Raw genomic sequence first — 21,666 nt, forward strand, 5'->3', positions numbered from 1 at the left:
CTGTCGGTCGCGCTATTGAGTCCAAGTGTATTGGCGCGCCGCGCCTGAGCCTATCGGACATCGACCGGATTTCGTATCGGGCGGCGGCACGACCGGGTTCTACGCACCCAAATCTGTTACTTGAGTGTCAGGAGGTAGGCGACCAGCGCCTTGAGATCGTCGCCGGAGAGCTTGTCGAACGCCGGCATGTTGGTCTTGGGATTCACCGATGCCGGGTTGCGGACTTGCGCGGCGAGTCTGTCGGCCGTCAGACGGCTGCCGACGTGGGTGAGCTCGGGACCGACTTCGGCGCCTTGCCCGGCAACGACATGGCAATTCTTGCACCCGTTGGTGACGAACACCTCGTGCCCGCGACTAATCAGCGCCTGTGAGGAGCCCGCCGGCGCCGTCCGCGTCCCGGGCGGCACCTGCACGGCCCCAAAGTACGTCAACCCGGCCACGACGGCCACCGCCGCGGCCGCGGACACCATCGCGTACGGCCGGCGGGCCGGCCGACGTTCGGCCCGCCGGTCGACGAGCGGGATAACAAAGAGCAGCAAGATCGCCGCGAGCGGCAGCACGATCACGCCGAACGGCTCCCAGATCGGCCCCTCGAAATACTTGAGCAGCTGGAAGAAGAACAGGAAGTACCACTCCGGGCGCGGCACGTAGGTGGTCGAGGCCGGATCCGCGCGCACCTCCGTCGGCACGCCCCGCCACGCGGTCAGGGCGAAGAGCACCGCCAACACGAGGAGCGACACGCCGAGGTCTTCCGCGAGTTGCTCCGGGTAGAACCGCTTGCCCTTGCGCGCCGCCGCTTCGTTCCCCGGCGCCGGCGCGATGCCGTGCCGGTAGACGAGATAGAGGTGCAAAACCACGAGCGGTACGAGCAGCGCCGGCAGCAACAGCACGTGAATCGCGTAGAAGCGGGCGAGCGCGACGGGACCCACGCCGGCTTCGCCGCGGATCACCTGCAGCAGCCATGCCCCGGCGCCCGGCACCGTGCCGACGATCTTCGTGCCGACCACCGTCGCCCAGTAGGAGCGCTGCGTCCAGGGGAGCAGGTAGCCGGTAAACGCGAATCCCATGACGATCAGTAAGAGGGCGACACCGGCCATCCAGGTGACCTCGCGCGGACGCTTGTACGACCCCCAGAGGAACACCCGGAGCATGTGCAGGCCCGCGACGACGACGAGGGCGCTCGAGCCCCAGTGGTGAAGGCCGCGGAGGATGGGCCCGAGGAGCACCTGCGACATGATGAACTCGATGCTGTCGTAGGCGTGCTCGGGACTCGGCACGTAGTTCATCCCGAGCACAATGCCGGTCGCAACCTGCACGACAAGGAGGAAGAGTGTTGCGCTGCCGAGCGTGTGCGGCAGCCCGGTCTCGTCCGGCACGTTGCGGTTCAGGAACCCGCCGAACAGCTGCCCGCCGAGGCGTTCTTCGAGCCATCCCCGGCGCGGGCCCGACGCGCCGTGCCGGGGGTCAGCGGTCATGCGCCGCCCCGGCGCAACGCACCCATGTACAACGTGCCGCCCTCGACTTTGGTGTCGTAGGCATCGAGCGGCCGCGGCGGCGGACCGGCGAGCACCTTGCCGGTCGCGTCGAACTGCCCGCCGTGGCACGGACAGACAAAGCGCTGCTGCGACGCCTCCCAGTGATACGGACAGCCGAGGTGCGTGCAGTGATTGTCGAAAACGCGGAAGGCGCCCTGCCGGTCTCTCACCACCCAGACCTGCATCTCGGCGGTCGCGTTGACCCAGCCTTCATGCGCCGGGTGCAGGTGATGGGCGAGCGACGGCACGGGGCCGAAGGTGCCGGCACCGCCGACCGCCACCCATTGCGCCCGCTCGACGGGCTTGAAGGCCGGCGAGAGGAAGGCGCCGACGACCGGAATGCCGACCAGGGCGCCGAGCAGACCGCTAAGACCCCAAAACAGACGGTTGAAAAACGTACGGCGATCCAGCGCCGCCTTCGGTCCGGTCTCCGCAGTCATCCTCGTCCGCACCCCCCGACATCCTCGCGATTGTCGCTCTGAGGATGCGATACTCCGAGGATACGGACCAAGAACGCGAATGTCGTCAGACCCGGAGTTGATTGTCCGGTCCGGCCGCGACCCTATCCCGGCCTGTGGAGCGAGGGAGCCTGCCTAATCCGCGGCCGACACCAGGGCGGACTCCGACAACTCTTCCAGGGCCCGCCGCCGTGATGCGGCGGCGAGGGCCACCGCGTCTGTGAGGGCGTCGGCGATCTTCGAGACCTCGACGCGAATCGACGTGCGATCCGGCGCCAGGTGCTCGGCTTCGCGCACGATGCTGAGCGCGTTTCGCAGCTGGCGTTCCACCTCGATCAGATCCCAGTACGTTTCGCGGTCCTGCGGCATCGGATCCCTCCCGCGGCGTTCCTGACTGCACGTTCATCATCGTCGACGGCGCCCCGGGACGGCATCCGACCCGGGCCTGATTTGGAATCAGGCGCCCGCCAGATGCCCCCGGAGCTTCGCTGCGATATGCTGCGGCAGGAGGTTCTCACACACCTCAATGGCGACGCATTCAATTGCGCCCGGGCGCCCGGTCTCCGTACGTCCCCGGCGGCATCCACCCGATGCCGCCTCCCCGCTGACGCAGGTGCTGCCCGCCGCGCAGCCGCTGCTCTGCGCGGCGAGTCAGATCGCCGCCTGGTTGGCCGGGGGCCAAGCCGGCGTCCTACTCTACGCCCTCGCGTACCTCGCGGGAGGAACGGGCAGCGCGGTCGCGGCGTGGGGCTCGATACGGCGCGGCCGGATCGACGTCAACGTGCTCATGCTCGTCGCCGCGCTCGCCGCCGCCTGGCTCGGCGCGTGGGCCGAAGGCAGCGTGCTGCTGTTCCTGTTTTCGCTCAGCAATGCGTTGGAGTTCTACGCGATCGGACGGACCCGCCGCGCCATCCGCGCGCTCGTCGCCCTGCGGCCCACGGTCGCCCTCGTGCGCCGCGGCGGCGAGACCCGGACCGTGCCGGCGGACGCGCTGCGGATCGGAGATGTGGTCATCGTCCGCCCGGCCGAACGGCTGGCGGCCGACGGCATCGTGATCGCTGGGGAATCGAGTATTGATCAGGCCCCGATTACCGGAGAATCGATCCCCGCCGACGTGGTCCCGGGATCCACCGTCTTTGCCGGCACGATCAACCAGCGCGGCGGACTGGAAGTTCGCGTGACCAAGGCCCCGGAAGACACGACGCTGGCCCGCATCATCGCCCTCGTCCTGCAGGCGCAGGCCGCTCAGGTGCCGGCCCAGCGGCTGATCGACCGGTTTGGACAGGTCTACGCGATCGTCATCATCGCGGGAGCGGCGGTCGCCTACGCCGTCATGGCGGCCGCGGGTATCGGCGGCGGCACCGCCCTCTACCGGTCGGTGACGCTGCTCGTGGTGGCCTCCCCCTGCGCCATCGTCATTTCCACGCCGGCCGCGATCCTGTCGGCGATCGCGAACGCGGCCCGGCGCGGCATCCTCTTCAAAGGCGGCGCGTCCCTGGAACAACTGGCCGCCGTCGAGACGGTGGTCTTCGACAAGACGGGCACGCTGACGACCGGACGTCCGGTCGTCACCGATGTCGTCCCGATCGACGGCGATGAGGACCGTGTCCTGGCCATGGCGGCCGGCCTCGAGCAGCGGTCCGAGCACGCGCTCGCTGATGCCGTGGTGGGCGCCTGCCGCGAGCGCGGCATCAGCTTAGGGCAGCCGGAGTCGTTCGAGTCCGTGACCGGCCGGGGCGTGCGCGGCCGGCTCGGCGGGGCCGTGGTCCGCGTGGGCAGCGCGGCGTTTATGCGGGAAGAGGCCGTCGCCGTGCCGGAATCGGCGCGCGCGCACATCGCGCGCCTCCAGGCGGACGGCCGGACGCTGATGTACGTAGCCGACGACCAGCTCCGCGGCATCATCGCCCTCGCCGACGTGCCGCGGCCGCAGGCGGGCGCGGCGCTCCGCATGCTTCGGGCGCTTGGCATCACGCGCATCACGATGCTGACCGGCGATCATGCCGGGGCGGCCGGCGCCGTCGCGGCGCGTCTCGGCATCCGCGACGTACGGGCCGAGCTGCTGCCGGAGGAGAAGGCGGACGCGGTGCGGAGCCTCGCCGGGGCGGCCGCGGTTGCCGTCGTTGGAGACGGCGTCAACGATGCCCCGGCCCTCGCCGCCGCGCACGTGGGTATTGCGATGGGGGCCGCCGGCACGGACGCGGCCCTGGAGACGGCCGACGTCGTGCTGATGGGGGACGATCTAACGCGGCTCCCCTACGCGATCGAGCTCAGCCGGCGAACGCGTCAGGTGGTTGCGCAAAACTTGTTCGTGGCCGCCTGCGTCATTGCCGGCCTGATCGCGCTCACGCTGGGTATTGGCCTTAGGCTGGCGTTCGGGGTGGTTGGCCACGAGGGCAGCACTGTCGCGGTCGTGCTGAACGGCCTGCGGCTCTTGACTTACCGCCCCCGGCCCGTGTGACGGGTCCCGCTCATGGGTGTCCGGCGCCGGCGACCTTCCCCCGGGTCTGAGGGCGCCCGGCGGTGCGCTCCCACTCGGACCGCGTCAGATCGCCTTCCTCATACCGGTGCCACGCTTCGCTAAGGTCGTCGGATCCGCGCGTGGACGGCTTCCTGGTCACGAGAAACAGAAATCCGAGCCCGCCGACGACGAAGCACAGAAGCGTCGCCGCGACGAGCACACCCCAGATCCAACCGTAACCAAATAATATCGGCCACATGGCGCGTCCCTACCTGGGCCTTCTACTGAGTGACCGGGCCGCCGCTGCGGGGTGCCGCCGGTTCTACCGGCCGCGCTCCCGGTACCTCCGCGGGAGCGATCTCCTGGGCTTCACCCCAGTAGCACTCGTCGCAAAAGTGCATGACCACGCCGCGCTGCTCCAGTTCGTGGCGCACCGTCCGCAGACCGCACCGATCGCACGCCGTCACCTGTTTCATTGAACCAGCCTCCCGCGGCCCGGCTGTGAGCGCCGGCCTTTTCACCAACCCTAGCATCCCCGGCCCGCCGGCCCTATCCGGCGGCTATCTGATTCCGGCTCATCCTTCGACCCGATTCTGCCCCGCCGTCTCGCCGCGAACGTCAAAAGGAGCGCACTTGATGAGCGGCATCCCACCGTCTTCGGCCGGCACCCCGGGCCCTACTGTCGTCCGGTGCCCTCCGAGGAGGCGCGCTCCCCGAAGTGAACATGGACGACCGTCGGTATCCCGGAGCCGGCGTTTGACTCGGTGACTCGCCGCATGCGCTCCACTTTGTACCGTAGCACGCCCGCGTCGCAGCGCCTATCGGATCGATGTCGTATTCCCGGCCCCCCCGGCACCCGATCCGCCGGCCCCGCCCGGAGGGACCGCGTCGCGCGGGCCCGAACAGCCCGGCAGGGAGCACGAAGCCATGCAGGCACTCACGACGATCCTCGCGCTCGCGATCGGACTTCACCTCGCCGTTGCCCTGATGCTGGTCGCGCACTATGTTGAACTGCGCGCTGCGTATGCCTTGTGGTGGGTGGCGGGGGCGGCGGCGCTCGCGGCGCGCGCCGTGGTCGATCTCGGGGCGCTGGCGCCGGCGGCGCCGTTGCCGCTGGTGCTCCTGCGAACAACCCTGCTGCTTGCGGGCGCCGGGTTTTTCCTGACCGCGTCGGTGTCCCGCGACCCCCGCTCCCGCGGCATCGTTGTCGTCGGGACCTTAGGATTCGGGGCGCTGCTCGTTGCGGTGATCGCGGCGTTGCTGCTCTCGGCCCCGGCCGATCCCGGCCAGGCGGCGCTCGCGCGCGACATCGCGGGCCTGGCAGCAGGCGCCGCGTTCCTGCTGGCCGCCGAAGGCTACCGCCGCGCCGAGCAGATCCTGGACGACCTCGCAACGCGGCTGATCTTCGGGGGCCTTATCATCGCGGGGCTGAACTTCATTGCGTGGGCATGGACCCCGTGGACCGCGCAGGCCGCCACCATCTCTGAACTGCTGGGCGGACTCTTCATCCTGGTGTTCGGCGCGGGGGTCGTGCTACGGTCGATGCAGCGGGCGCGCCGCCTCATCATCCTGAGCCAGCTCAGCACCGCGCTCCACCAGCCGAACGGCGTCCACGAACTGCTGGGGGACGTCCTTGAGCGCGCGGGCGAGCTCCTGCAGCTGCACACCGGCTGGGTCTTTCTGCGCCGCCCGGGCACGGACGCGTACGAGCTGGCCGCGGCGTATCACCTGCCCCGCCCGCTCGAGGCCGACGGGCGCGAAGCGATGCGGGGCACGTGCCGGTGTCTCGACCTGTTGGCCGGTCACCAGTTGACCGAGCCGGTCAACATCGTCAACTGCATGCGGCTGGAGGGCGTCGGGAGCGCCGCCCAGCACGCGAGTGTGCCGCTGCGCACGTCGAAGGGGATCGCCGGGCTGATGAATCTGGTCCTGCCGGCCGGCCGGCTGTTCGGCCACCGCGAACTGGCGCTCCTCGCTACGGTGGGAGGTGAAGTCGGTCTCGCGATCGAGAAGGCGCAGCTCCTCGAAGAACTGGCGGTCAAGGAGCGCAGCCGGGGCGAGCTTATCAAGCGGCTGCTGACGGCGCAGGAGGACGAGCGCCGGCGGATCGCCCGGGAGCTGCACGACGAGACCGGGCAGTCGATCACGGCGCTCATCGTGAACCTCGACATCGCCCGCGCCGCCGCCGAGGGCGTGCCTCAAATCGCCGAGGCGCTCGACCGGCTCAAGGACCTCGCGGAGGGGACGCTGGAAGAGGTCCGCAAGTTGATCTACGATCTGCGGCCCACGGTCTTGGACGATCTCGGACTCACGTCCGCGTTGCGCTGGTACGCCCACCAGCAGCTCGAGCCGCGCGGGATCGAGGTTGAGTTTCATAACCACGTGGGAGAGACGCGCCTCGAGACGGTCGTCGAGACCACCCTGTTCCGCATCGCGCAGGAAGCGATGTGGAACGTCGTCAAGCACTCGGGGGCGACGCGCGTCGAACTCGGGCTCGACCTCATCCCCGACGGCGTGCGCCTGCGCGTACAGGACAACGGCCGGGGGTTCCGGCCGGACGGTGAGCGCCCGTTTGACCCCCTACGGGGCGGCCTGGGGCTCGGTGGCATGCGAGAGCGCGCCGCGCTGATCGGGGGCACCGTCAAGATCTGGTCAGGCGAAGGCCGCGGGACCGAGGTGGTGGCGGAACTTCCGACGGCGGCGCCCGGCGCGCCCGCCTGAAGATCCGCGCCTCGCCCCGCGAGCGCGAGCGCCCGGGGTCAGGGGCCCTGCCTGCCCGCCACCTTCCGCGTCGTGTGCTCGAGACAGGTGTTGATGTCACCGTGCTCGATAGTCTCTCCCGCCTTCGCCGTGAGCGTGATGCTCAATCGATCCTTGCCGGGCGCGATCCGCATCGACGCCACCTTTTCGTACTGGGTCGTCGGGCACGAGCAGCGCCCTTCCGCGCACTCCGTGAATTCTTTGAGCAGGTCGGCCTGCTTCGATCCAACGCCCTCAACCGTGATCGTCACCTTCGCGCCGTCGCCTTGAACGGAATATTTCATCGCGCCCAACCCTCCGGAATGGTCTCCTCCATTCACCCTGTATCACGCAGCGCGGCGTCTCACGGCCTGCGGCTCGGCATCCGGCGGTTGCGCGCCTTCCGTCTTTTCGTTCGCTTCGGCCCGCCGTGAGAGAATCACAATGACGGCGACGAACACCAGCACGGCCCGTAGGCGTTTGGGTATGTGACGGCCATCAGACCCGGGTCTTATTTCCAATCGGGTGAAGCTCCGGTCGGCCGAGCTGGGCGACCAGATCGTTGGCCCACACCAAGAATCGGCCGCCGGCCAGCGGATCGAGAGCGGTCATCTGTTCCACGGTACGCCCCGGGTCCGCCCACCACCGCTCGACCGAGTCGCCCAACTCCAGGGTATAGAGCACCCGCGTTCCCGTGCCGGCGATCGCGGCGGTAATCGTCGCGAGGTTCCGGACGTTGGCGGCGAGGTCGAACCGGCTCCGGTACGACTCCAACCAAAAGCCGGCCCACGCCTGCGGATACGACTGGTAGACAAGGACGTCCAGGCCCGCGGCGGCAAGGTCCCCGTAATCGATCCCGTGACCCCGCGCCTCGGAGGCGGACATGCCCATCTGATCGTAAGCCAGCAGGACGCCGCCCGCGCCGTGGACGGCCCGGGCGACCGTTCGGTAGAAGACCGTCCACTCGGGAGTCGTACCGGCCCGATCGTTGTAGCGATCCGGATCCCAAATGCTGCTGAATCCGCAGAAACCGTCGCCCAGCATCAGTCCGTCGAAGCCGAAGGCCTCCCGAAGACGCGTGTACTGCCGGCCGATGTACTCGGCGTAGGTCACCCCCTCGGACCTCAGCCGGACGAACGGGTAGAGCTGGCTGCTCAACGCCATGTGCCGGAGTTCGGGATGCGCCCGCACCCACGGGGGCCGGTGATGGAGCCGCCAGCCGCCGTAGTTCCAAAATCCGATCGCGACCTTGATGCCCTGCCCGCGAAGCTCCCCGACCAGAGTACGCACGTCCTCGTGCGTGGTCCACGCGCTCAGGGGCCCGTGCCGGTTGAGATCCGCGGCGCGCCGGGCTTCGTACCCGGTAAAAGAGAGAAAGAACTGCGGATCGCGATCCTCCATGAGGACCACGCCCTCGAGATCGTCCAGGCGCGGCAGCGGCCGCGGGAAGGCTCCAAGGTCGGTGCAGGCCCACGTCAGACCGCCGGCCACCTCGGTCAGCGAAAGCGACGACGGTCGGTGGCGCCGGAACGCACGGCGCAGCAACGCGCGGATCAGGTGGTACGGGGGTGGCGTAACTCGCACGTACATACCTCGTACGGGGCGCGGCGGCCGGCTCCTCCCCCCGGCCGCCGCGGCCGGGGATTACGCGGGGCTCATCCCCGCGCCTTCGCCCGCCGCACGTAGGTGAAGGTCCACAAGATCGTGGCGATCGTGACCCCGCCCGTGATCACCGGGGAAACGGCGAGCACGACGGCCGCCGGCAGTGTGTTGACCATCGTGACCCGGACCACAAACTCCGCGGTGAACGCCGCGCCCCACACCACGGTGATCAGCCGGTTCACGTACCGAAAATACGGGCGCTGCCAGCCCGCGTTGAACGTCGCGATTCTGTCGGGGTCGTTGCCCGTCGTAAAGGAGCGGCCAAAGTAGAACATGAGCGGCCGGGGAAGCGCGAGGGAGACGAAGCAGGCGATCCCGAGCGCCCCCGTGAACAGCGACTCTCGGATCAAGAGCAGTTTCGCGCTGCCTCCGAACGCGACGCCGATCATGCTGACCGCCACGCCCCCGAGCACGATCAGCGCGATGGGATCGAGCGTGCGGCTGCGGGCGACCTGGACGACGCTCTCCCCAAGCGGGAACAGCGCCGCGACGCCGAGGGCGACCACCTCGGACGGCGAGAGATAGCGCTTGGTGAGGCGGTACAACAGGATCGGGATGACAGTGTTCAGGACGACGCTTCGCGCGATGCCCGGCACAAGACGGCGCGGCAACGCATCCTGCTCGCCAGCCATAGACGCCCCGGGGGACGCCGGACGCGCTCCCACCCGGCGCCGGTCCCTCCCCCGCCCTACGTCACGATGCCGCGGCCTGCGGCTGTACCGCGAAAATCCCGATCTTGGGCTGCACGAGCCGCTCGAAATCCGCGTAGGTCATCGTGATCAGGAGGTCGTGCGTACCCGCGTTGAACATGATCACCGGGTCGCGGGTCAACCCCCGGTCCACCAGCACGGGGACGTGGTACAGGTTGCCGAACGGCGGCATCGCGCCGGCCTCGCAGTCCGGAAACGCGCGCAGGAACTCGGCTTCCGTGGCCAGCCGCGCGCTCTTCGCGCCCGCCGCCGCGCGCACCCACGGCACGTTGATGCGCGACGTCCCCGGGAGGACCACCATCACGAGACGCTGATCCGCCATGACCAGGACCGCCTTGGCGATCAGCTTCCCCGGCACGTGCTCCACCTGCGCGAGCTCCTGCGCGGTGTACCGCGGCGCGTGCCGCGAGACCTCGTACGCCACGCCGGCCATGTCGAGATATTCCCGCAGACGCCGCAGGCACGGTGCCCCGAAGGTCGCAAAGTTGCCGGACTCGATCTCGGTCATGCCGACTCACCTCCCCCGAGTCTTCCGCCCTTACCATAACGCCGCTCGTCCGGACGGGCCTATCCATCACGCAGCCGATTCAGGATCGGGCCTCGGTCCCATGGCGCCGGCCTGGCCCCCGGCGCTACTGTAAGGGTGGGTACAGCGAGCCAGCAGGAATCGGGGTGATCGGGATGCTCGTGCGCGACCGGATGACGAGCCCGGCAATCACGGCGAAGCCTGAAACGGACACCAGCGCGGCGCTCAAAACCATGTACGTGCACAAGATCCGGCGGCTTCCGATCGTCGACGAACGGGGTGTGCTGGTCGGGATCGTGACGCAGCGGACGCTCTACGAGCGCGGCAAGGCGACGACGCCGGTTCGGGACCTCATGACCGCGACGCCATATACGACCGCCCCCGACGTCCCGATCGTCGAGGCGGCCGCCAAGATGCGCACGCTCGGAATCGGCGCGCTGCCGGTGGTCGACCACGGGCAGCTTGCCGGGATCATCACCGAAAGCGACATTTTCGACTCGTTTCTCGAGCTGCTGGGCGCGGGGCGGACCGGCACGCGCCTCGTCATCCCGATCGCCGACGTGACCACCGGCGTCCGCGCGGTCCTCGACGCGCTCGAGCGGGCAAAGGCACCGCTCACCGGCCTGGCCACGTACGCCGACCGGCACGGATGGTCGGTAGTGCTGACCGCCGGCGAAGAGGATCCGCGCGATGTCGTGCGCTCGCTGCGTAGCGCCGGATTCGAGCCGTCGCAGATCAGCGTCCAGACGACCGCCGGCGTCTAAGCCCACCGCGGGGCGTACGGCGTCGGCGCTAGCGGCGCCCCCGACCGGCCGCTGCGCCGGCCTGCTCCATTGCGGGCGTGTACCGCCCTTCCCGCGCCGCCGAGGCGCACCGCGCCCGATGGAGGAACGCCTGCTGAGCCGCCTGCACCGCGTCCGCCGACCCCCGCCACGTCTCCAGCACCGGCCCCTGTAGCGCGCGCGCGAACGAAAAACTCAGCACCCACGGGCGGGTTCCCGGCATCGCGTTCATAGCGTTCAGGTGCTGCGTGGCGCGTTCGGGGGTTTGGCCGCCGGAGAGGAACATCACGCCCGGCACGGCCGCGGGTACCGTGCGCCGCAGGCAGCGCACGGTGGCCTCCGCCACCTCCTCCACGCCCGCCTGCTCCGGGGATTTCGCTCCGGACACCACCATGTTCGGTTTGAGGAGCACCGCCTCCAGCGCGACCCGGTGGTCCCGCAACGAGTGGAACACGCGGTCGAGCGCGGCCTCGGTCGCATCGAAGCACTGCTGAATCGTGTGGCCGCCGTCCATCAGCACCTCGGGTTCGACGATGGGGAGGACCTCCGCTTCCTGGCAGAGCGCCGCGTACCGCGCGAGGGCGTGGGCGTTCGCGGCGAGACAGTACCGGCTCGGCCGGCCCTCGCCGATTTCGATCACGGCCCGCCATTTGGCAAACCGGGCGCCGAGCGTCCGGTACTCCGCCAGCCGCTCGCGGAGCCCGTCGAGGCCCTCCGTGACGCGTTCGCCGGGCGCACCGGCCAGCCGCTTGGCGCCGGCGTCGACTTTGATGCCGGGCACGATGCCGAGCCGCGTCAGGATCTCGGGAAACGGCGTCCCGTCGTCGGCTCGCTGGCGGGCCGTCTCATCAAACAGGATCACGCCGCTGAGCGCGTCCGCGATCCCCGGCGTCAGGAACAGGAGCTGCCGGTACTGCCGGCGATTCTCCGGCGTGTTCTCGACGCCCACCGCGGCGAGCCGCGTCCCGATTGTGCCGTGGCTCTCGTCCGCGGCCAGGATCCCCTTGCCGGGCGCCGTGAGGGCCCGTGCGGTCTCGACCATCGCGTTCACGCTCATCTGCGACCTCCCACTTGGATTGTGTTTCCCGCGACGCCGTCAGCCCTCCCGGCCGTCGATCAGTCGCCGTGCGGCGGAACGGGCACCGCCGCACGAGGTACGGCGGCGGCCACGGGGCGAAAGCGCCGCACGAATTCCGCCTCGGTGAGACGGCCGGCCGCCGCCAGCGTCTTCACCCGCTCCGGATCGGCGAAGTCCTCCGGCCGGAGCCGGAGCATGTACGAGAGGTAGACCCCGTACATCTCGGACTCCACGTCTACGCGGCGCACCCGGATCCGGCCGGTGGCCGGATCCATGATGTCTCTGAACGGGATGGGCACGAGCCGGTCGCCCTGGACGGTGACCATCGCGGCACTGCCGCCCTGCAGCAGGAACCGAATGGCCGAGTAGCCGAGGCCCCGGCAGTATTGAATGTCGAACCCGTCCGGCGGCGCGCAGCGCAGCTCGTAGCCGAGGTCGATCGCGACGATCGGCACCTGAAGATGCCGGGCCGCGAGGCCCGCCGTGACCCGGGCCCGGAGGAGGCGCCCGAGGTCCAAGTCGGCCAGTTGCAGGTTTCCGTAACTGTCGCGTTCCACCGGCCCCAGCGTCGCCGGATCCAGCATCTCCAGCAGCCCCTCGGCGAGGAGGGCCACACCGTGCTCGCGGCCGTCGGCCAGGCGCTTGATGATCGCCCCTTCGAGGATGTCGGCGACTCGATCCAGCGGCAGGTGCGACGCGGGGAATTCCTCCGGCCGGAACTCCTCCGGGATGACGGCAAGTGTGGCTCCGGCCGCACCGGCCACGCCCAGGGCCAGGTGCCCCGCGTGGCGGCCCATCACCGTGACGAAGAACCACCGTCCGGTCGTCGCCGCATCCCGCATGATGTTGTGCACCAGGTCCTTCCCGAGGTTCACCGCGGTCGTGAACCCGAACGTGGGAATGCCCGGCGGGAGGGGCAGATCGTTGTCGATCGTCTTGGGCACATGCACGGCGGCGAGCTGCCCGGTCATCGCCGCCGCGATACGGGCCGCTCCGAACGCGGTGTCGTCGCCGCCGATGGTAACGAGGTACGCGACGTCCAGGCGGCGGAGCGACTCAACGACGCGCCGGAGGTCGTCGGCGGTCTTGGCCGGGTTCACCCGGGATGTGCCGAGAATCGAGCCGCCTTCGAAGTGGATCCGCGACACGTCCTGGATGTCGAGGGGCCGGACGCGGCTCACGTCCCCGGCGACCAGCGGCCGGAAGCCGCCCTGCACACCCACCACGTGCAATCCGTGGTTGCGCGCCTCGATCGTCGCCGCGGCGATCACCGCGTTGATGCCCGGTGACGGACCACCCCCGACGACAATGGCCAGCGTTTTCATTGGTTGCCTCCGCATCCCCCTCACCTCCGATTCTCCAACACGGCGCACCGCCGCTCAAGGGGCGGGCGAACGCATAGGGGAATCAGGCCGCCGCCTGATGGCGGGACCCCCTGGCATCGGGATAGCGTGGACTCTGGGGAAGGCACGGCCGGCCGCGTGCGGGAGGCAACCGGATGAGACACCTCAGCGTCGGGCAACCAGAGGCCGTAAAGGTGTTGATCGATAAGAACCTCGACCTCCTCGACGGATTCGCGGACGGCACGCCGGGCCGCCGGCTGCGCCGCGCGATCAGCCGGGCCGACAAACGGTATCGGCAAATCAGCACCCCGGACACCCGCGGCTTCTATCACGGGCTCATCACGGGATATGCGGTCGCGATGAAGGTTCTGCAGGGCAAGGTCGGCGCGTTGCGCTCGGGATAGGAACCCGGCGTTGCACGGAGGCGCCCAGGGATCAAACGTGCGTGCAGCCGAAGTCGTCGGAATCGGGGAAGCTCTCATCCGCCTCTCGCCCGCCGGTGCGGAGACGCTCGAAACCGCCTCCACCTACGCGGTCCACGTCGGCGGCGCGGAGGCCAACGTCTGCGCCGGACTGGCGCGCCTCGACGTGAGGACGGCGTGGATCTCGCGCCTGCCGGCGAACCCGCTGGGGCGGCGCGTGGCCAGGACGATCCGCGGCTTCGGCGTCGAGGTCGACGGCGTCCTCTGGGCGCCGGAGGGATCGGTCGGCCTCAATTTCTTCCAACCCGAAGCACCGCCGCGGGCGGGGGAGGTTTTCTATTACCGCTCCGGCTCGGCGTTTACCGAGATCGATCCCGACGCCGTGGGATGGGGCGTCCTGGACGGTGCCGGCCTGGTGCATCTCACCGGCATCACGCCGGCCCTCGGCGGCCGCCCCCGGGCCCTCGTCGAGCGCGCCATCGCAGAGGCGCGCCGGCGGGAGGTCCGGATCTCCTTCGACGTCAACTATCGGGCCGCGCTCTGGACCCGCGCGGCCGCGCGCACGGTCATCGAGCCGCTGCTCCGGGGCGTGGACACCGTGTTCCTCAACGAGCGCGACGCGCGCGGCGTGTTCGACGCGGAGGGCGATCCGGAGGTCATTGCCGCGGACCTGCGGGAGCGGTTTCGTTGCACGACGCTGGTCCTGACCCTGGGCGCGGCCGGCGCGCTCGCGCACGACGGAAGCGGCGTCTACCGCCATCCGGCGTTTCCCACCACGATCGTGGACCGGATCGGGCGCGGTGACGCCTTTGCCGCGGGGTTCCTGTACGGGCATCGCCGTGGAGACGTCCGCGACGGGCTGCGCTACGGCGCCGCGTTGGCGGCGCTCAAGCAGACGTATCCCGGCGACATCAGCCACGCGACCCTCGCCGACGTCGGGCCGGTCGTCGGCGGGCAGACCGAGACATTCCACCGGTAGACGGCCTATCGGGTCCCGCACCGATCCCGTTCCGGTTCCGCATCCGATGTACGCCCTAGGATCGCCGCTCTACGGTAAAGATGGCGATGGGGCGCGCATCGTCAAACGACAGGGCAATGGGTGCAGGGGAGGGACAGAAGATGAGCATCATTCGCTGGGAGCCATTCCGGTGGGATCCGTTTGAGGACCTGGGCCTTCGCCGGTCGATGGACCGGGTGTTCGATGAGCTGTTGATGCGCACCCCGCGGCGGACTCTCGCTCCCAAAGAGTGGGAGCCGCCGGTCGAGATGTTTGAAACCAACAACGAGGTGATCGTGCGGATCGAACTGCCGAACATCGATCCGAAGCAGGTGGAGATTACGGTCAGCGAGGACACCGTCACCCTGCGTGGCGAGACGAAGCACGAGGAGGAGCAAAAGGAACGGAACTACTACTATCGTGAGCTGTTGTACGGGGCCTACAGCCGCACCCTCAGGCTCCCCACGACGGTGAAGGGCGTGGAGGCCAAGGCAGTCTACAAGGACGGCGTGCTGGAAGTGAAGATCCCGAAGGCCGTGCACGTGAAGCCTGTTCCGGTGAAGGTGCAGGCCGCGGCCTGAGGAACCGCGGTCTCAGGACACACAGGGACGGCGCCCGAGCAGGGCGCCGTCCCTGCGCATTCGCTCTCGGCGCCCGGCGGGTGATCCGGCACGCCTGCCGTACACTATCACCATGAGGATCTCATTCCACGGCGCGGACCGCAGCGTCACGGGCTCCTGCCACCTCGTGGAGTGCGCGGGCCGGCGCGTGTTGGTCGACTGCGGGCTGCACCAGGGCGGCCGCGATCTCGACGAGGAGAACGCCCGGCCGTTTGGCTTCGAGCCGGCCGAGATCGACTGCGTGCTCCTGACCCACGCGCACCTGGACCACTGCGGCCGGCTGCCGCTCCTGGTGGACCGCGGATACCGGGGCGACGTGATCGCGACCGCGGCGACGCGGGAGCTGGCCCACGTCGTGATGCAAGACGCGGCCCACGTGCAGGAGGAGGAGGCGCGGTCCCGCGCCCGCCGGCAGCGGCGCCGCGGCGGGAAGGTGGAGGCGCGGCCCCTGTACACTCCGCGCGACGCGCTCGACACCCTGCAGCACTTCGGGCGCCGGGCGCAGTACGGCGAGGCCCTGGAGGTGACCGCCGGCATCCACGCCACCTTTCTCGACGCCGGCCACATTCTCGGCTCGGCCAGCATCCGCCTGGACCTGGAGGAAGGAGGGCGCCGCACCACGGTGCTGTTCTCGGGGGACCTGGGCGGCCCCGGGCGGCCGCTCCTCCGCGGGCCGGTCGCGCCGCCGCAGGCCGACGCGGCGGTGATGGAAACGACCTACGGCGATCGCCTGCACAAGCCGCTGGACGCGTCCGTCGCGGAGCTCTACGCCGCGGTCGCCGACGCGTTCCGCCGCGGCGGGAACGTCATCATCCCCACGTTTGCCCTGGAACGTGCCCAGGAGCTGCTGTTCTTCCTGCGCGACGGCGTGGACCGCGGGCAGCTGCCCCGGTCAATGCCGGTCTACCTAGACTCGCCGATGGCGATCTCGGCGACGACCATCTTTGAACATCACCCGGAGTGCTACACGGCGCCCGTCGGCGCGCTCCTCCGTGCCGGCCGCGATCCTTTTCATCTCCCCGGGCTGCACTTCACCCGCGACCAGGCGGACTCCGTGGCGCTGAACGCCATTCGAGGCGGCGCGGTGATCATGGCCGGCTCCGGCATGGCCACCGCCGGACGGGTGCGCCACCACCTCCGGCACAATCTCGCGCGCGAGGACTCCAGCGTCATCTTCGTCGGGTACGCGGCCCGGGGCACGCTCGCCCGGCAGATCATCGACGGCGCGCAACAGGTGCACCTCTTCGGCGAGGAGATCCCGGTGCGGGCGCGCATCTACACGATCAACGGGTTCTCCGGTCACGCCGACCGCGACGAACTCCTGGCCTGGCACCGCCGCGTGGCGCCGGAGCGCACGTTCCTCGTGCACGGCGAGGAAGAGGTCATGCGCGCCTTCGCGGAGCGGCTCGCGGCGGACGGCCGGGTAGAGATGCCGTCCGAAGGGCAGAGTGTCGAGCTGTAGCGGCGACGTGCGCCGGCCGGTGAGGTGGCGGAAGCCGGCGAGAATCGCGCTCGCCCTGCTCCTCGGCGTCGCGGTGGCGGCAACCGTGCGCGGCACGGCGGGACAGGCGCAACCGCCGCTCGGTCTACGCATTTCCCCGGCACGGATGGGCGCGCCGGGCCGGGTGGAGGCCGAACTCACGATCACGGGCCTGCAACCGGAACCGCCGCCCACCATCGAGTGGACGATCACCGTGGGCGGCCAGACGATCCGGCGGCCGCCGCACCCGCTGATCGCCCCGCGCATTCCCGCCTCCATCGACCTGCCGGCGGGCCGGGTTCGCGTCGGCGGCGACGTGTCCGTGGCGGAGTTCACGCCCGTGCCGCCCATCGACGAAAACTTACAAATCGCGGTCGAGGTCACCGCGCGCCAGGGACCCGCGGCGGCCACCGCCAAACAGATCGCCCTCGTACGGTTGCCGACCGTAATCGTGCCGGGGTACCTGAACGACCTCGAGGGAAGCGCCGATCCGGCGGTGATCTCGGGGCTCGAGCAGCGCGGGTTCTCCGCGACGGGGCCGGCGCCCGACCTGTTTTGGTTCTCGTATCGGTCCCGCGCGTTGTCGCTGCGGACCGCCGCCGCGGCGCTCGCGGCGTACGTGCGCGACGTGGTGCTTCGCGAGTCATACGCGGCGCGGATCAACATCGTCGCCTACAGCCTCGGCGGATTGATGGCACGGTGGAACATCGCCTTCGAGTCCGGATGGGATCACCTGGTGGATCGGCTGATTCTGACCGGCACACCCAATGAGGGGTCGGTCACGTCCTACCTGTACGCGTGGTACCCGGCCGCGACCGTGGCGCGCACGCCCGCCGCGCGTGAGTTGCTGCCGACCTTCCCGTTCTGGCGTCCCGACGATCGGACGCCGTGGAGCGTCCCGCCCGACGGTCAGAACCCGACGCTCGCGGCCCTCAACACGCACCCGCTGCCCGAGGCGATCCGCGTCTACGCGCTATACGGCAGCCGCGAGCGTACGCTGTCCGGCATTGCCGGCCGCCTTCCCCATGCGGTGCTGTCCTACGGCCCGGGCGACGGAGTCGTGTTGCAGGCGAGCGCCCTGGGCCTTCCCGTGAACGGCGGCGCCGGCGTGCCCGGGCTCGCCGGCCATTTCGTCGCGACCATCGACCTCGGCCCGCAGCGGCACCTGCGGCTGCTCGGCGCGGCGATTCCGAAGATCGCGGATCTCCTCCTCGACCGGCGAACGGCGCACCGGTCGGAGCCGGTTGAACACGCCGTCGCCCCGGTCGGACGCGGTGCCGCGCCGGCGCGCGCGACGCCCGGCGACCGCGGAACCGCGGGCGTCCGCCTTCGGCTCCCATGACGCGGTCGACGCCGGCGGCATGAGGCCATGGTCACGCGGCGCATTCAACGTATCCACCCAACCGCAATCTCTCCGGCCGACTCGAGCGGCCCGAACTCCCGGCGATCTGCGGAGACAAGCCTCCCCTGTCGCACTCTCGCGAGGCCCCCCGCGAATGCGTCGGCGCATGACAGTCGATACGACGCCTTCAGCCTTCCGGCTTCACGCATCAACGCCGGCGAGATGCGGTCTTCCAGGACGATCGGGAGCCGCCGCACGTCGTCGAGCATCTCGTCGGCCAGCCTTTGACCCCCCTTGCGATAAAAGAGATAGTAGGCCTCCCCAAGATGGATCCGGTGCAGACGCACAACAGTCTGATCGCCGGCACCTGCCAGCAACTCCTCGACCGCATCGCGGCCCGGTTCATCGTATAGGAAGGCAAGAATGGCGCTGGAATCGAGCACGAATACGGCCGCCATGACCTAACGCTCCCGGCTGATCTCCTGGGCCTTCTGCGCCAGGAACTCCTCGACCGTGCCGCCGGTGTCCTCGCAGGGTCGCCCGGACGTATGCTGGAATCGGACCGTCGTCGGATGGCCCGCGTCGCCTCACTCGGATACGGTGGAAAGGGTGAAACACGGGGCACGAACAGCGGAGACCGGATGATCATCGGCATCGGCACGGAGACGCGAACCGGAGAACAGCGCGTTGCAGTGATTCCCAGCACCGTTCCCATCCTCACCAAGGCCGGCCATCAGGTGCTTGTGGAGGCAGGGGCGGGGACGGGGGCAGGTTACTCCGACGCCCGGTACGCCGAGCACGGCGCCCGGATGGCGCCGGCGCGGGCGGATGTGTTCGCCGAGGCCGACGCGGTGGTGCAGGTTCTGTGCTACAGCGCCGCCAACGACGCCGGCCGGGGCGACCTGGCGCGCCTCAGGCGCGGCCAGGTCCTGATCGGCCTGATGGACCCCCTCGCGTCCCCGGAGACGGTGCGGGAGATCGCGGCCACGGGCGCGACGGCGTTCGCGATGGAGTTGATGCCGCGCATCACCCGCGCGCAGAGCATGGACGCGCTCTCCGCGATGGCGACCGTGAGCGGCTACAAGGCCGTGCTGCTGGCCGCCGCCGCGCTGCCGCGCATGTTCCCGATGCTCACCACGGCCGCCGGCACCATCACCCCGACCCGGGTCTTCGTCATCGGCGCCGGCGTGATGGGCCTCCAGGCGATCGCGACGGCGCGGCGCCTCGGGGCCACCGTGTCCGCGTACGACGTCCGCCCGGCCGCGCGCGAGGAGGTCACGTCCGTGGGCGCGCGCTTCGTCGAGCTGCCGCTCGACACGTCGGAAGCCCAAGACAGCGGCGGGTACGCGCGGGCGCAAGACGAGGCGTTCTACCGGCGCCAGCGCGAGCTGCTGGCGCAGACGGTCGCGGAACATGACGTCGTCATCACCACCGCGGCCGTCCCGGGCAGGCGGGCGCCGGTGGTCGTGACCGCCGAGATGGTCGCGGGGATGGCGCCGGGGTCGGTGATCGTCGACGGCGCCGCCGACCACGGCGGGAATTGCGAGCTGGCCCGTCCGGGTGAGACCACCGTCGCGCACGGCGTCACCATCATCGCCCCCGTGCAACTGGCGGGCTCCGTGCCGGCCCACGCGAGCCAGCTGTATGCCCGCACGGTGACCGCCTTCCTGCTCTACCTCAGCCACGACGGCGCCCTCCACCTCGACGCCGGCGACGAGATCGTCCGCGAGACGCTGGTGACGCGGGACGGCGACGTCGTGCAGCCGAGGGTCCGCGCGGCGCTGGAGCTCGCCCCGCTGCCCGCAGGCGTGAGCCAGAACGCGGCGGACGCGACGGCCGCGGGCACCGCGGCGGCGGGTCCCGCCCGCGAAGGAGGCACCGCCTGATGTCGACCGACCTGATGACCGGGCTCTACGTGTTCGTCCTGGCCGCGTTCCTCGGCTTCGAGGTGATCCGCCGGGTCTCGCCGCTCCTCCACACGCCGCTGATGTCGCTCACCAACGCGATCTCGGCCATCGCGGTGATCGGATCGCTGGTGATGGCCGGCGAGCAGCGGACCACGCTCAGTACCATCCTCGGCACCCTGGCCGTCACGGCCTCCATGACCAACGTCGTCGGCGGGTTTCTGATCACCGACCGCATGCTCCGGATGTTCAAGCGGAAGTAGCCGGGACGATGCTCGACACGGCCGTCTCCCTGGTTTATATCCTGGCCGCGGCGCTGTTCATTCTGGCGTTGAAGTGGCTGAGTGCACCCGCGACGGCCCGTCACGGGGTGCTGGCGGGCGAAATCGGCATGCTGCTCGCGATCGTAGGCACGTTGCTGCGCACGCACGTGGTCAGCTATCAGTGGATCATCGTGGCCATGGTGCTGGGATCGGCCAGCGGCGCGCCGATGGGCCTCGGGATACCGATGACCGCGGTTCCCCAGCGGACGGCGCTCTCGCACTCGTTCGGCGCCCTCGCCGCGGCGCTGGTCGGGACCGGCGAATACTACCTCCAGGCGCCCCGCGTCGGCACGTTCACTATGACGGCCCTCGCCGTCGAGGTCGTGCTGGGCAGCCTCACGTTCACCGGCAGCCTCATGGCGTTCGGCAAGCTCCAGGACCTGCTCCCCGGCCGTCCGATCACCTACGGGGGCCAAAACGTCATGAACCTGTCGCTGCTGGGCGTGACGATCGGGCTGGCGGCCGTCATCGTGATGCGCCCCGGGCTTACGATGCTGTTTCCGGTGATCATCGCGCTCGCGCTCGTGTTCGGCGTGCTGCTGATCATTCCCATCGGCGGCGCCGACATGCCCACGGTGATCTCCCTGCTCAACTCGTACGCCGGGCTGTCCGCCGCCGCGATGGGCTTCGTCCTCAAGAACCAGTTGCTGATCATCGCCGGCGCCCTCGACGGTTCCTCCGGCTTCATTCTCTCGATCATCATGTGCCGCGCGATGAACCGCTCGTTCGCCAATGTCCTGTTCGGCGCGTTCGGCCAGGTCCAGGCGACGGCGGCCGGGGCGGCCCCCGAAAAGCCCGTCCGGAGCGCGACCCCGGAAGAAGCCGCCTCGATTCTCGCGGCGGCGCGGTCGGTGATCATCGTGCCCGGATACGGCATGGCGGTCGCGCAGGCCCAGCATCAGGTGCGCGAGCTGTACGATGCGCTGATGCACCGCGGCGTTGACGTCACGTTCGCGATCCACCCGGTGGCCGGGCGCATGCCCGGGCACATGAACGTGCTGCTCGCGGAGGCCGACATTCCGTACGACCGGTTGCTCGACCTCGAGCACGCGAACACGGAGCTCGCGCAGGCCGACGTGGCGTTGGTCGTGGGAGCGAACGACATCACGAACCCCGCCGCGCGGCACGATCGGACGAGCCCGATCTACGGGATGCCGATCCTCGACGTCGACCGCGCCCGCGTGGTGATGGTCGTCAAGCGGAGCATGCGGCCGGGATTCGCGGGGATCGAGAACGAGCTGTACTATCTCGACAAGACGCTCATGCTGTTCGGGGACGCCAAGGCTT

General features: G+C 69.8%; 23 protein-coding genes. 11 read left to right on the plus strand and 12 right to left on the minus strand.

The genetic code is table 11. The annotated features are described in order from the left end of the window. Positions 1 to 116: 116 nt before the first annotated feature. The 3 genes from VGZ23_06840 to VGZ23_06850 all read right to left on the minus strand — a co-directional run bounded on the left by VGZ23_06840 (position 117) and on the right by VGZ23_06850 (position 2,362). Complete coding sequence (locus VGZ23_06840) at positions 117 to 1,475, minus strand: cytochrome b N-terminal domain-containing protein (GenBank protein ID HEV2357312.1); 1,359 nt, start codon at positions 1,473 to 1,475, stop codon at positions 117 to 119. Beyond that, positions 1,472 to 1,987, minus strand: coding sequence for a Rieske 2Fe-2S domain-containing protein (locus tag VGZ23_06845; protein ID HEV2357313.1), 516 nt, complete (start codon positions 1,985 to 1,987; stop codon positions 1,472 to 1,474). The genes VGZ23_06840 and VGZ23_06845 overlap by 4 nt, the downstream gene beginning before the upstream one ends. Positions 1,988 to 2,128: 141 nt before the next feature. After that, complete coding sequence (locus VGZ23_06850; GenBank protein HEV2357314.1) at positions 2,129 to 2,362, minus strand: hypothetical protein; 234 nt, start codon at positions 2,360 to 2,362, stop codon at positions 2,129 to 2,131. 244 nt (positions 2,363 to 2,606) lie between these two features. Between VGZ23_06850 and VGZ23_06855 the strand changes: the two genes are divergently transcribed. Then, a complete protein-coding gene (locus VGZ23_06855) occupies positions 2,607 to 4,451 on the plus strand; it encodes a heavy metal translocating P-type ATPase (GenBank protein ID HEV2357315.1) in 1,845 nt (614 codons plus the stop codon). 10 nt (positions 4,452 to 4,461) lie between these two features. Here the strand turns inward: VGZ23_06855 and VGZ23_06860 are convergent, their stop codons facing one another. Together VGZ23_06860 and VGZ23_06865 are read right to left on the minus strand one after the other, a co-directional pair. Next, a complete protein-coding gene (locus tag VGZ23_06860; GenBank protein HEV2357316.1) occupies positions 4,462 to 4,710 on the minus strand; it encodes a hypothetical protein in 249 nt (82 codons plus the stop codon). Positions 4,711 to 4,732: 22 nt separating this feature from the next. Then, the gene (locus VGZ23_06865; protein ID HEV2357317.1) at positions 4,733 to 4,927 is read right to left on the minus strand and encodes a hypothetical protein; all 195 of its coding nucleotides are present in this window, start codon (positions 4,925 to 4,927) and stop codon (positions 4,733 to 4,735) included. 451 nt (positions 4,928 to 5,378) lie between these two features. Here VGZ23_06865 and VGZ23_06870 point away from each other — a divergent pair, with 451 nt between their 5' ends. Next, complete coding sequence (locus VGZ23_06870) at positions 5,379 to 7,172, plus strand: GAF domain-containing sensor histidine kinase (protein ID HEV2357318.1); 1,794 nt, start codon at positions 5,379 to 5,381, stop codon at positions 7,170 to 7,172. Between the two features lie 38 nt (positions 7,173 to 7,210). Here VGZ23_06870 and VGZ23_06875 read toward each other — a convergent pair whose 3' ends face one another. The 4 genes from VGZ23_06875 to VGZ23_06890 all read right to left on the minus strand — a co-directional run bounded on the left by VGZ23_06875 (position 7,211) and on the right by VGZ23_06890 (position 10,070). Next, positions 7,211 to 7,495 carry a hypothetical protein gene (locus VGZ23_06875; protein ID HEV2357319.1) on the minus strand — a complete coding sequence of 95 codons (285 nt, stop codon included), beginning with the start codon at positions 7,493 to 7,495 and terminating at the stop codon, positions 7,211 to 7,213. Positions 7,496 to 7,688: 193 nt separating this feature from the next. Beyond that, complete coding sequence (locus VGZ23_06880) at positions 7,689 to 8,774, minus strand: hypothetical protein (protein HEV2357320.1); 1,086 nt, start codon at positions 8,772 to 8,774, stop codon at positions 7,689 to 7,691. A 71-nt stretch (positions 8,775 to 8,845) separates the two neighbouring features. Next, on the minus strand, positions 8,846 to 9,484 hold the full coding sequence (locus VGZ23_06885) for a VC0807 family protein (GenBank protein HEV2357321.1): 639 nt from the start codon (positions 9,482 to 9,484) through the stop codon (positions 8,846 to 8,848). A 61-nt stretch (positions 9,485 to 9,545) separates the two neighbouring features. Continuing rightward, on the minus strand, positions 9,546 to 10,070 hold the full coding sequence (locus tag VGZ23_06890) for a YbaK/EbsC family protein (protein HEV2357322.1): 525 nt from the start codon (positions 10,068 to 10,070) through the stop codon (positions 9,546 to 9,548). Positions 10,071 to 10,243: 173 nt separating this feature from the next. Between VGZ23_06890 and VGZ23_06895 the strand changes: the two genes are divergently transcribed. Continuing rightward, positions 10,244 to 10,852, plus strand: a complete 609-nt coding sequence (locus tag VGZ23_06895; GenBank protein HEV2357323.1) for a CBS domain-containing protein — start codon at positions 10,244 to 10,246, stop codon at positions 10,850 to 10,852. A gap of 28 nt (positions 10,853 to 10,880) precedes the next feature. Here the strand turns inward: VGZ23_06895 and VGZ23_06900 are convergent, their stop codons facing one another. Next, positions 10,881 to 11,927, minus strand: a complete 1,047-nt coding sequence (locus VGZ23_06900; protein HEV2357324.1) for a class I fructose-bisphosphate aldolase — start codon at positions 11,925 to 11,927, stop codon at positions 10,881 to 10,883. A 59-nt stretch (positions 11,928 to 11,986) separates the two neighbouring features. Beyond that, on the minus strand, positions 11,987 to 13,273 hold the full coding sequence (gene pfp, locus VGZ23_06905) for a diphosphate--fructose-6-phosphate 1-phosphotransferase (protein ID HEV2357325.1): 1,287 nt from the start codon (positions 13,271 to 13,273) through the stop codon (positions 11,987 to 11,989). A 173-nt stretch (positions 13,274 to 13,446) separates the two neighbouring features. Between pfp and VGZ23_06910 the strand changes: the two genes are divergently transcribed. The 5 genes from VGZ23_06910 (at position 13,447) to VGZ23_06930 (ending at position 18,152) form a co-directional block, all read left to right on the plus strand. Then, positions 13,447 to 13,695, plus strand: coding sequence for a hypothetical protein (locus VGZ23_06910; GenBank protein HEV2357326.1), 249 nt, complete (start codon positions 13,447 to 13,449; stop codon positions 13,693 to 13,695). 37 nt (positions 13,696 to 13,732) lie between these two features. Next, positions 13,733 to 14,692, plus strand: coding sequence for a sugar kinase (locus VGZ23_06915; protein HEV2357327.1), 960 nt, complete (start codon positions 13,733 to 13,735; stop codon positions 14,690 to 14,692). 140 nt (positions 14,693 to 14,832) lie between these two features. Further along, positions 14,833 to 15,291: an Hsp20/alpha crystallin family protein gene (locus VGZ23_06920; GenBank protein ID HEV2357328.1), complete on the plus strand. Its 459-nt coding sequence runs from the start codon at positions 14,833 to 14,835 to the stop codon at positions 15,289 to 15,291. A gap of 112 nt (positions 15,292 to 15,403) precedes the next feature. Continuing rightward, complete coding sequence (locus VGZ23_06925; protein HEV2357329.1) at positions 15,404 to 16,792, plus strand: MBL fold metallo-hydrolase; 1,389 nt, start codon at positions 15,404 to 15,406, stop codon at positions 16,790 to 16,792. Positions 16,793 to 16,811: 19 nt separating this feature from the next. Then, the gene (locus tag VGZ23_06930) at positions 16,812 to 18,152 is read left to right on the plus strand and encodes a hypothetical protein (GenBank protein ID HEV2357330.1); all 1,341 of its coding nucleotides are present in this window, start codon (positions 16,812 to 16,814) and stop codon (positions 18,150 to 18,152) included. A 44-nt stretch (positions 18,153 to 18,196) separates the two neighbouring features. On the opposite strand, the gene VGZ23_06935 is transcribed toward VGZ23_06930, so the two are convergent. Continuing rightward, positions 18,197 to 18,610, minus strand: coding sequence for a PIN domain-containing protein (locus VGZ23_06935; GenBank protein HEV2357331.1), 414 nt, complete (start codon positions 18,608 to 18,610; stop codon positions 18,197 to 18,199). A gap of 183 nt (positions 18,611 to 18,793) precedes the next feature. On the opposite strand from VGZ23_06935, the gene VGZ23_06940 reads away from it, so the two are divergent. The 3 genes from VGZ23_06940 to VGZ23_06950 form a co-directional block, all read left to right on the plus strand. Continuing rightward, entirely contained in the window at positions 18,794 to 20,038 is a 1,245-nt protein-coding gene (locus tag VGZ23_06940) for an NAD(P) transhydrogenase subunit alpha (protein ID HEV2357332.1), read from the plus strand. Continuing rightward, entirely contained in the window at positions 20,038 to 20,319 is a 282-nt protein-coding gene (locus tag VGZ23_06945; GenBank protein HEV2357333.1) for an NAD(P) transhydrogenase subunit alpha, read from the plus strand. Before VGZ23_06940 ends, VGZ23_06945 begins: the two co-directional genes overlap by 1 nt. Positions 20,320 to 20,327: 8 nt before the next feature. Then, positions 20,328 to 21,666: NAD(P)(+) transhydrogenase (Re/Si-specific) subunit beta (locus VGZ23_06950; protein ID HEV2357334.1), on the plus strand; the 1,339-nt coding region annotated here is incomplete at its 3' end.

This window comes from bacterium, assembly GCA_035945995.1.
Taxonomy (GTDB): domain Bacteria; phylum Sysuimicrobiota; class Sysuimicrobiia; order Sysuimicrobiales; family Segetimicrobiaceae; genus DASSJF01.

Coding starts and splice junctions, on each gene's coding strand:
- VGZ23_06840 (HEV2357312.1), bottom strand. CDS start 1,475: ATGACCGCTGACCCCCGGCACGGCGCGTCGGGCCCGCGCCGGGGATGG.
- VGZ23_06850 (HEV2357314.1), bottom strand. CDS start 2,362: ATGCCGCAGGACCGCGAAACGTACTGGGATCTGATCGAGGTGGAACGC.
- VGZ23_06860 (HEV2357316.1), bottom strand. CDS start 4,710: ATGTGGCCGATATTATTTGGTTACGGTTGGATCTGGGGTGTGCTCGTC.
- VGZ23_06865 (HEV2357317.1), bottom strand. CDS start 4,927: ATGAAACAGGTGACGGCGTGCGATCGGTGCGGTCTGCGGACGGTGCGC.
- VGZ23_06870 (HEV2357318.1), top strand. CDS start 5,379: ATGCAGGCACTCACGACGATCCTCGCGCTCGCGATCGGACTTCACCTC.
- VGZ23_06875 (HEV2357319.1), bottom strand. CDS start 7,495: ATGAAATATTCCGTTCAAGGCGACGGCGCGAAGGTGACGATCACGGTT.
- VGZ23_06885 (HEV2357321.1), bottom strand. CDS start 9,484: ATGGCTGGCGAGCAGGATGCGTTGCCGCGCCGTCTTGTGCCGGGCATC.
- VGZ23_06890 (HEV2357322.1), bottom strand. CDS start 10,070: ATGACCGAGATCGAGTCCGGCAACTTTGCGACCTTCGGGGCACCGTGC.
- VGZ23_06895 (HEV2357323.1), top strand. CDS start 10,244: ATGCTCGTGCGCGACCGGATGACGAGCCCGGCAATCACGGCGAAGCCT.
- VGZ23_06900 (HEV2357324.1), bottom strand. CDS start 11,927: ATGAGCGTGAACGCGATGGTCGAGACCGCACGGGCCCTCACGGCGCCC.
- pfp (HEV2357325.1), bottom strand. CDS start 13,273: ATGAAAACGCTGGCCATTGTCGTCGGGGGTGGTCCGTCACCGGGCATC.
- VGZ23_06910 (HEV2357326.1), top strand. CDS start 13,447: ATGAGACACCTCAGCGTCGGGCAACCAGAGGCCGTAAAGGTGTTGATC.
- VGZ23_06920 (HEV2357328.1), top strand. CDS start 14,833: ATGAGCATCATTCGCTGGGAGCCATTCCGGTGGGATCCGTTTGAGGAC.
- VGZ23_06925 (HEV2357329.1), top strand. CDS start 15,404: ATGAGGATCTCATTCCACGGCGCGGACCGCAGCGTCACGGGCTCCTGC.
- VGZ23_06935 (HEV2357331.1), bottom strand. CDS start 18,610: ATGGCGGCCGTATTCGTGCTCGATTCCAGCGCCATTCTTGCCTTCCTA.
- VGZ23_06940 (HEV2357332.1), top strand. CDS start 18,794: ATGATCATCGGCATCGGCACGGAGACGCGAACCGGAGAACAGCGCGTT.
- VGZ23_06945 (HEV2357333.1), top strand. CDS start 20,038: ATGTCGACCGACCTGATGACCGGGCTCTACGTGTTCGTCCTGGCCGCG.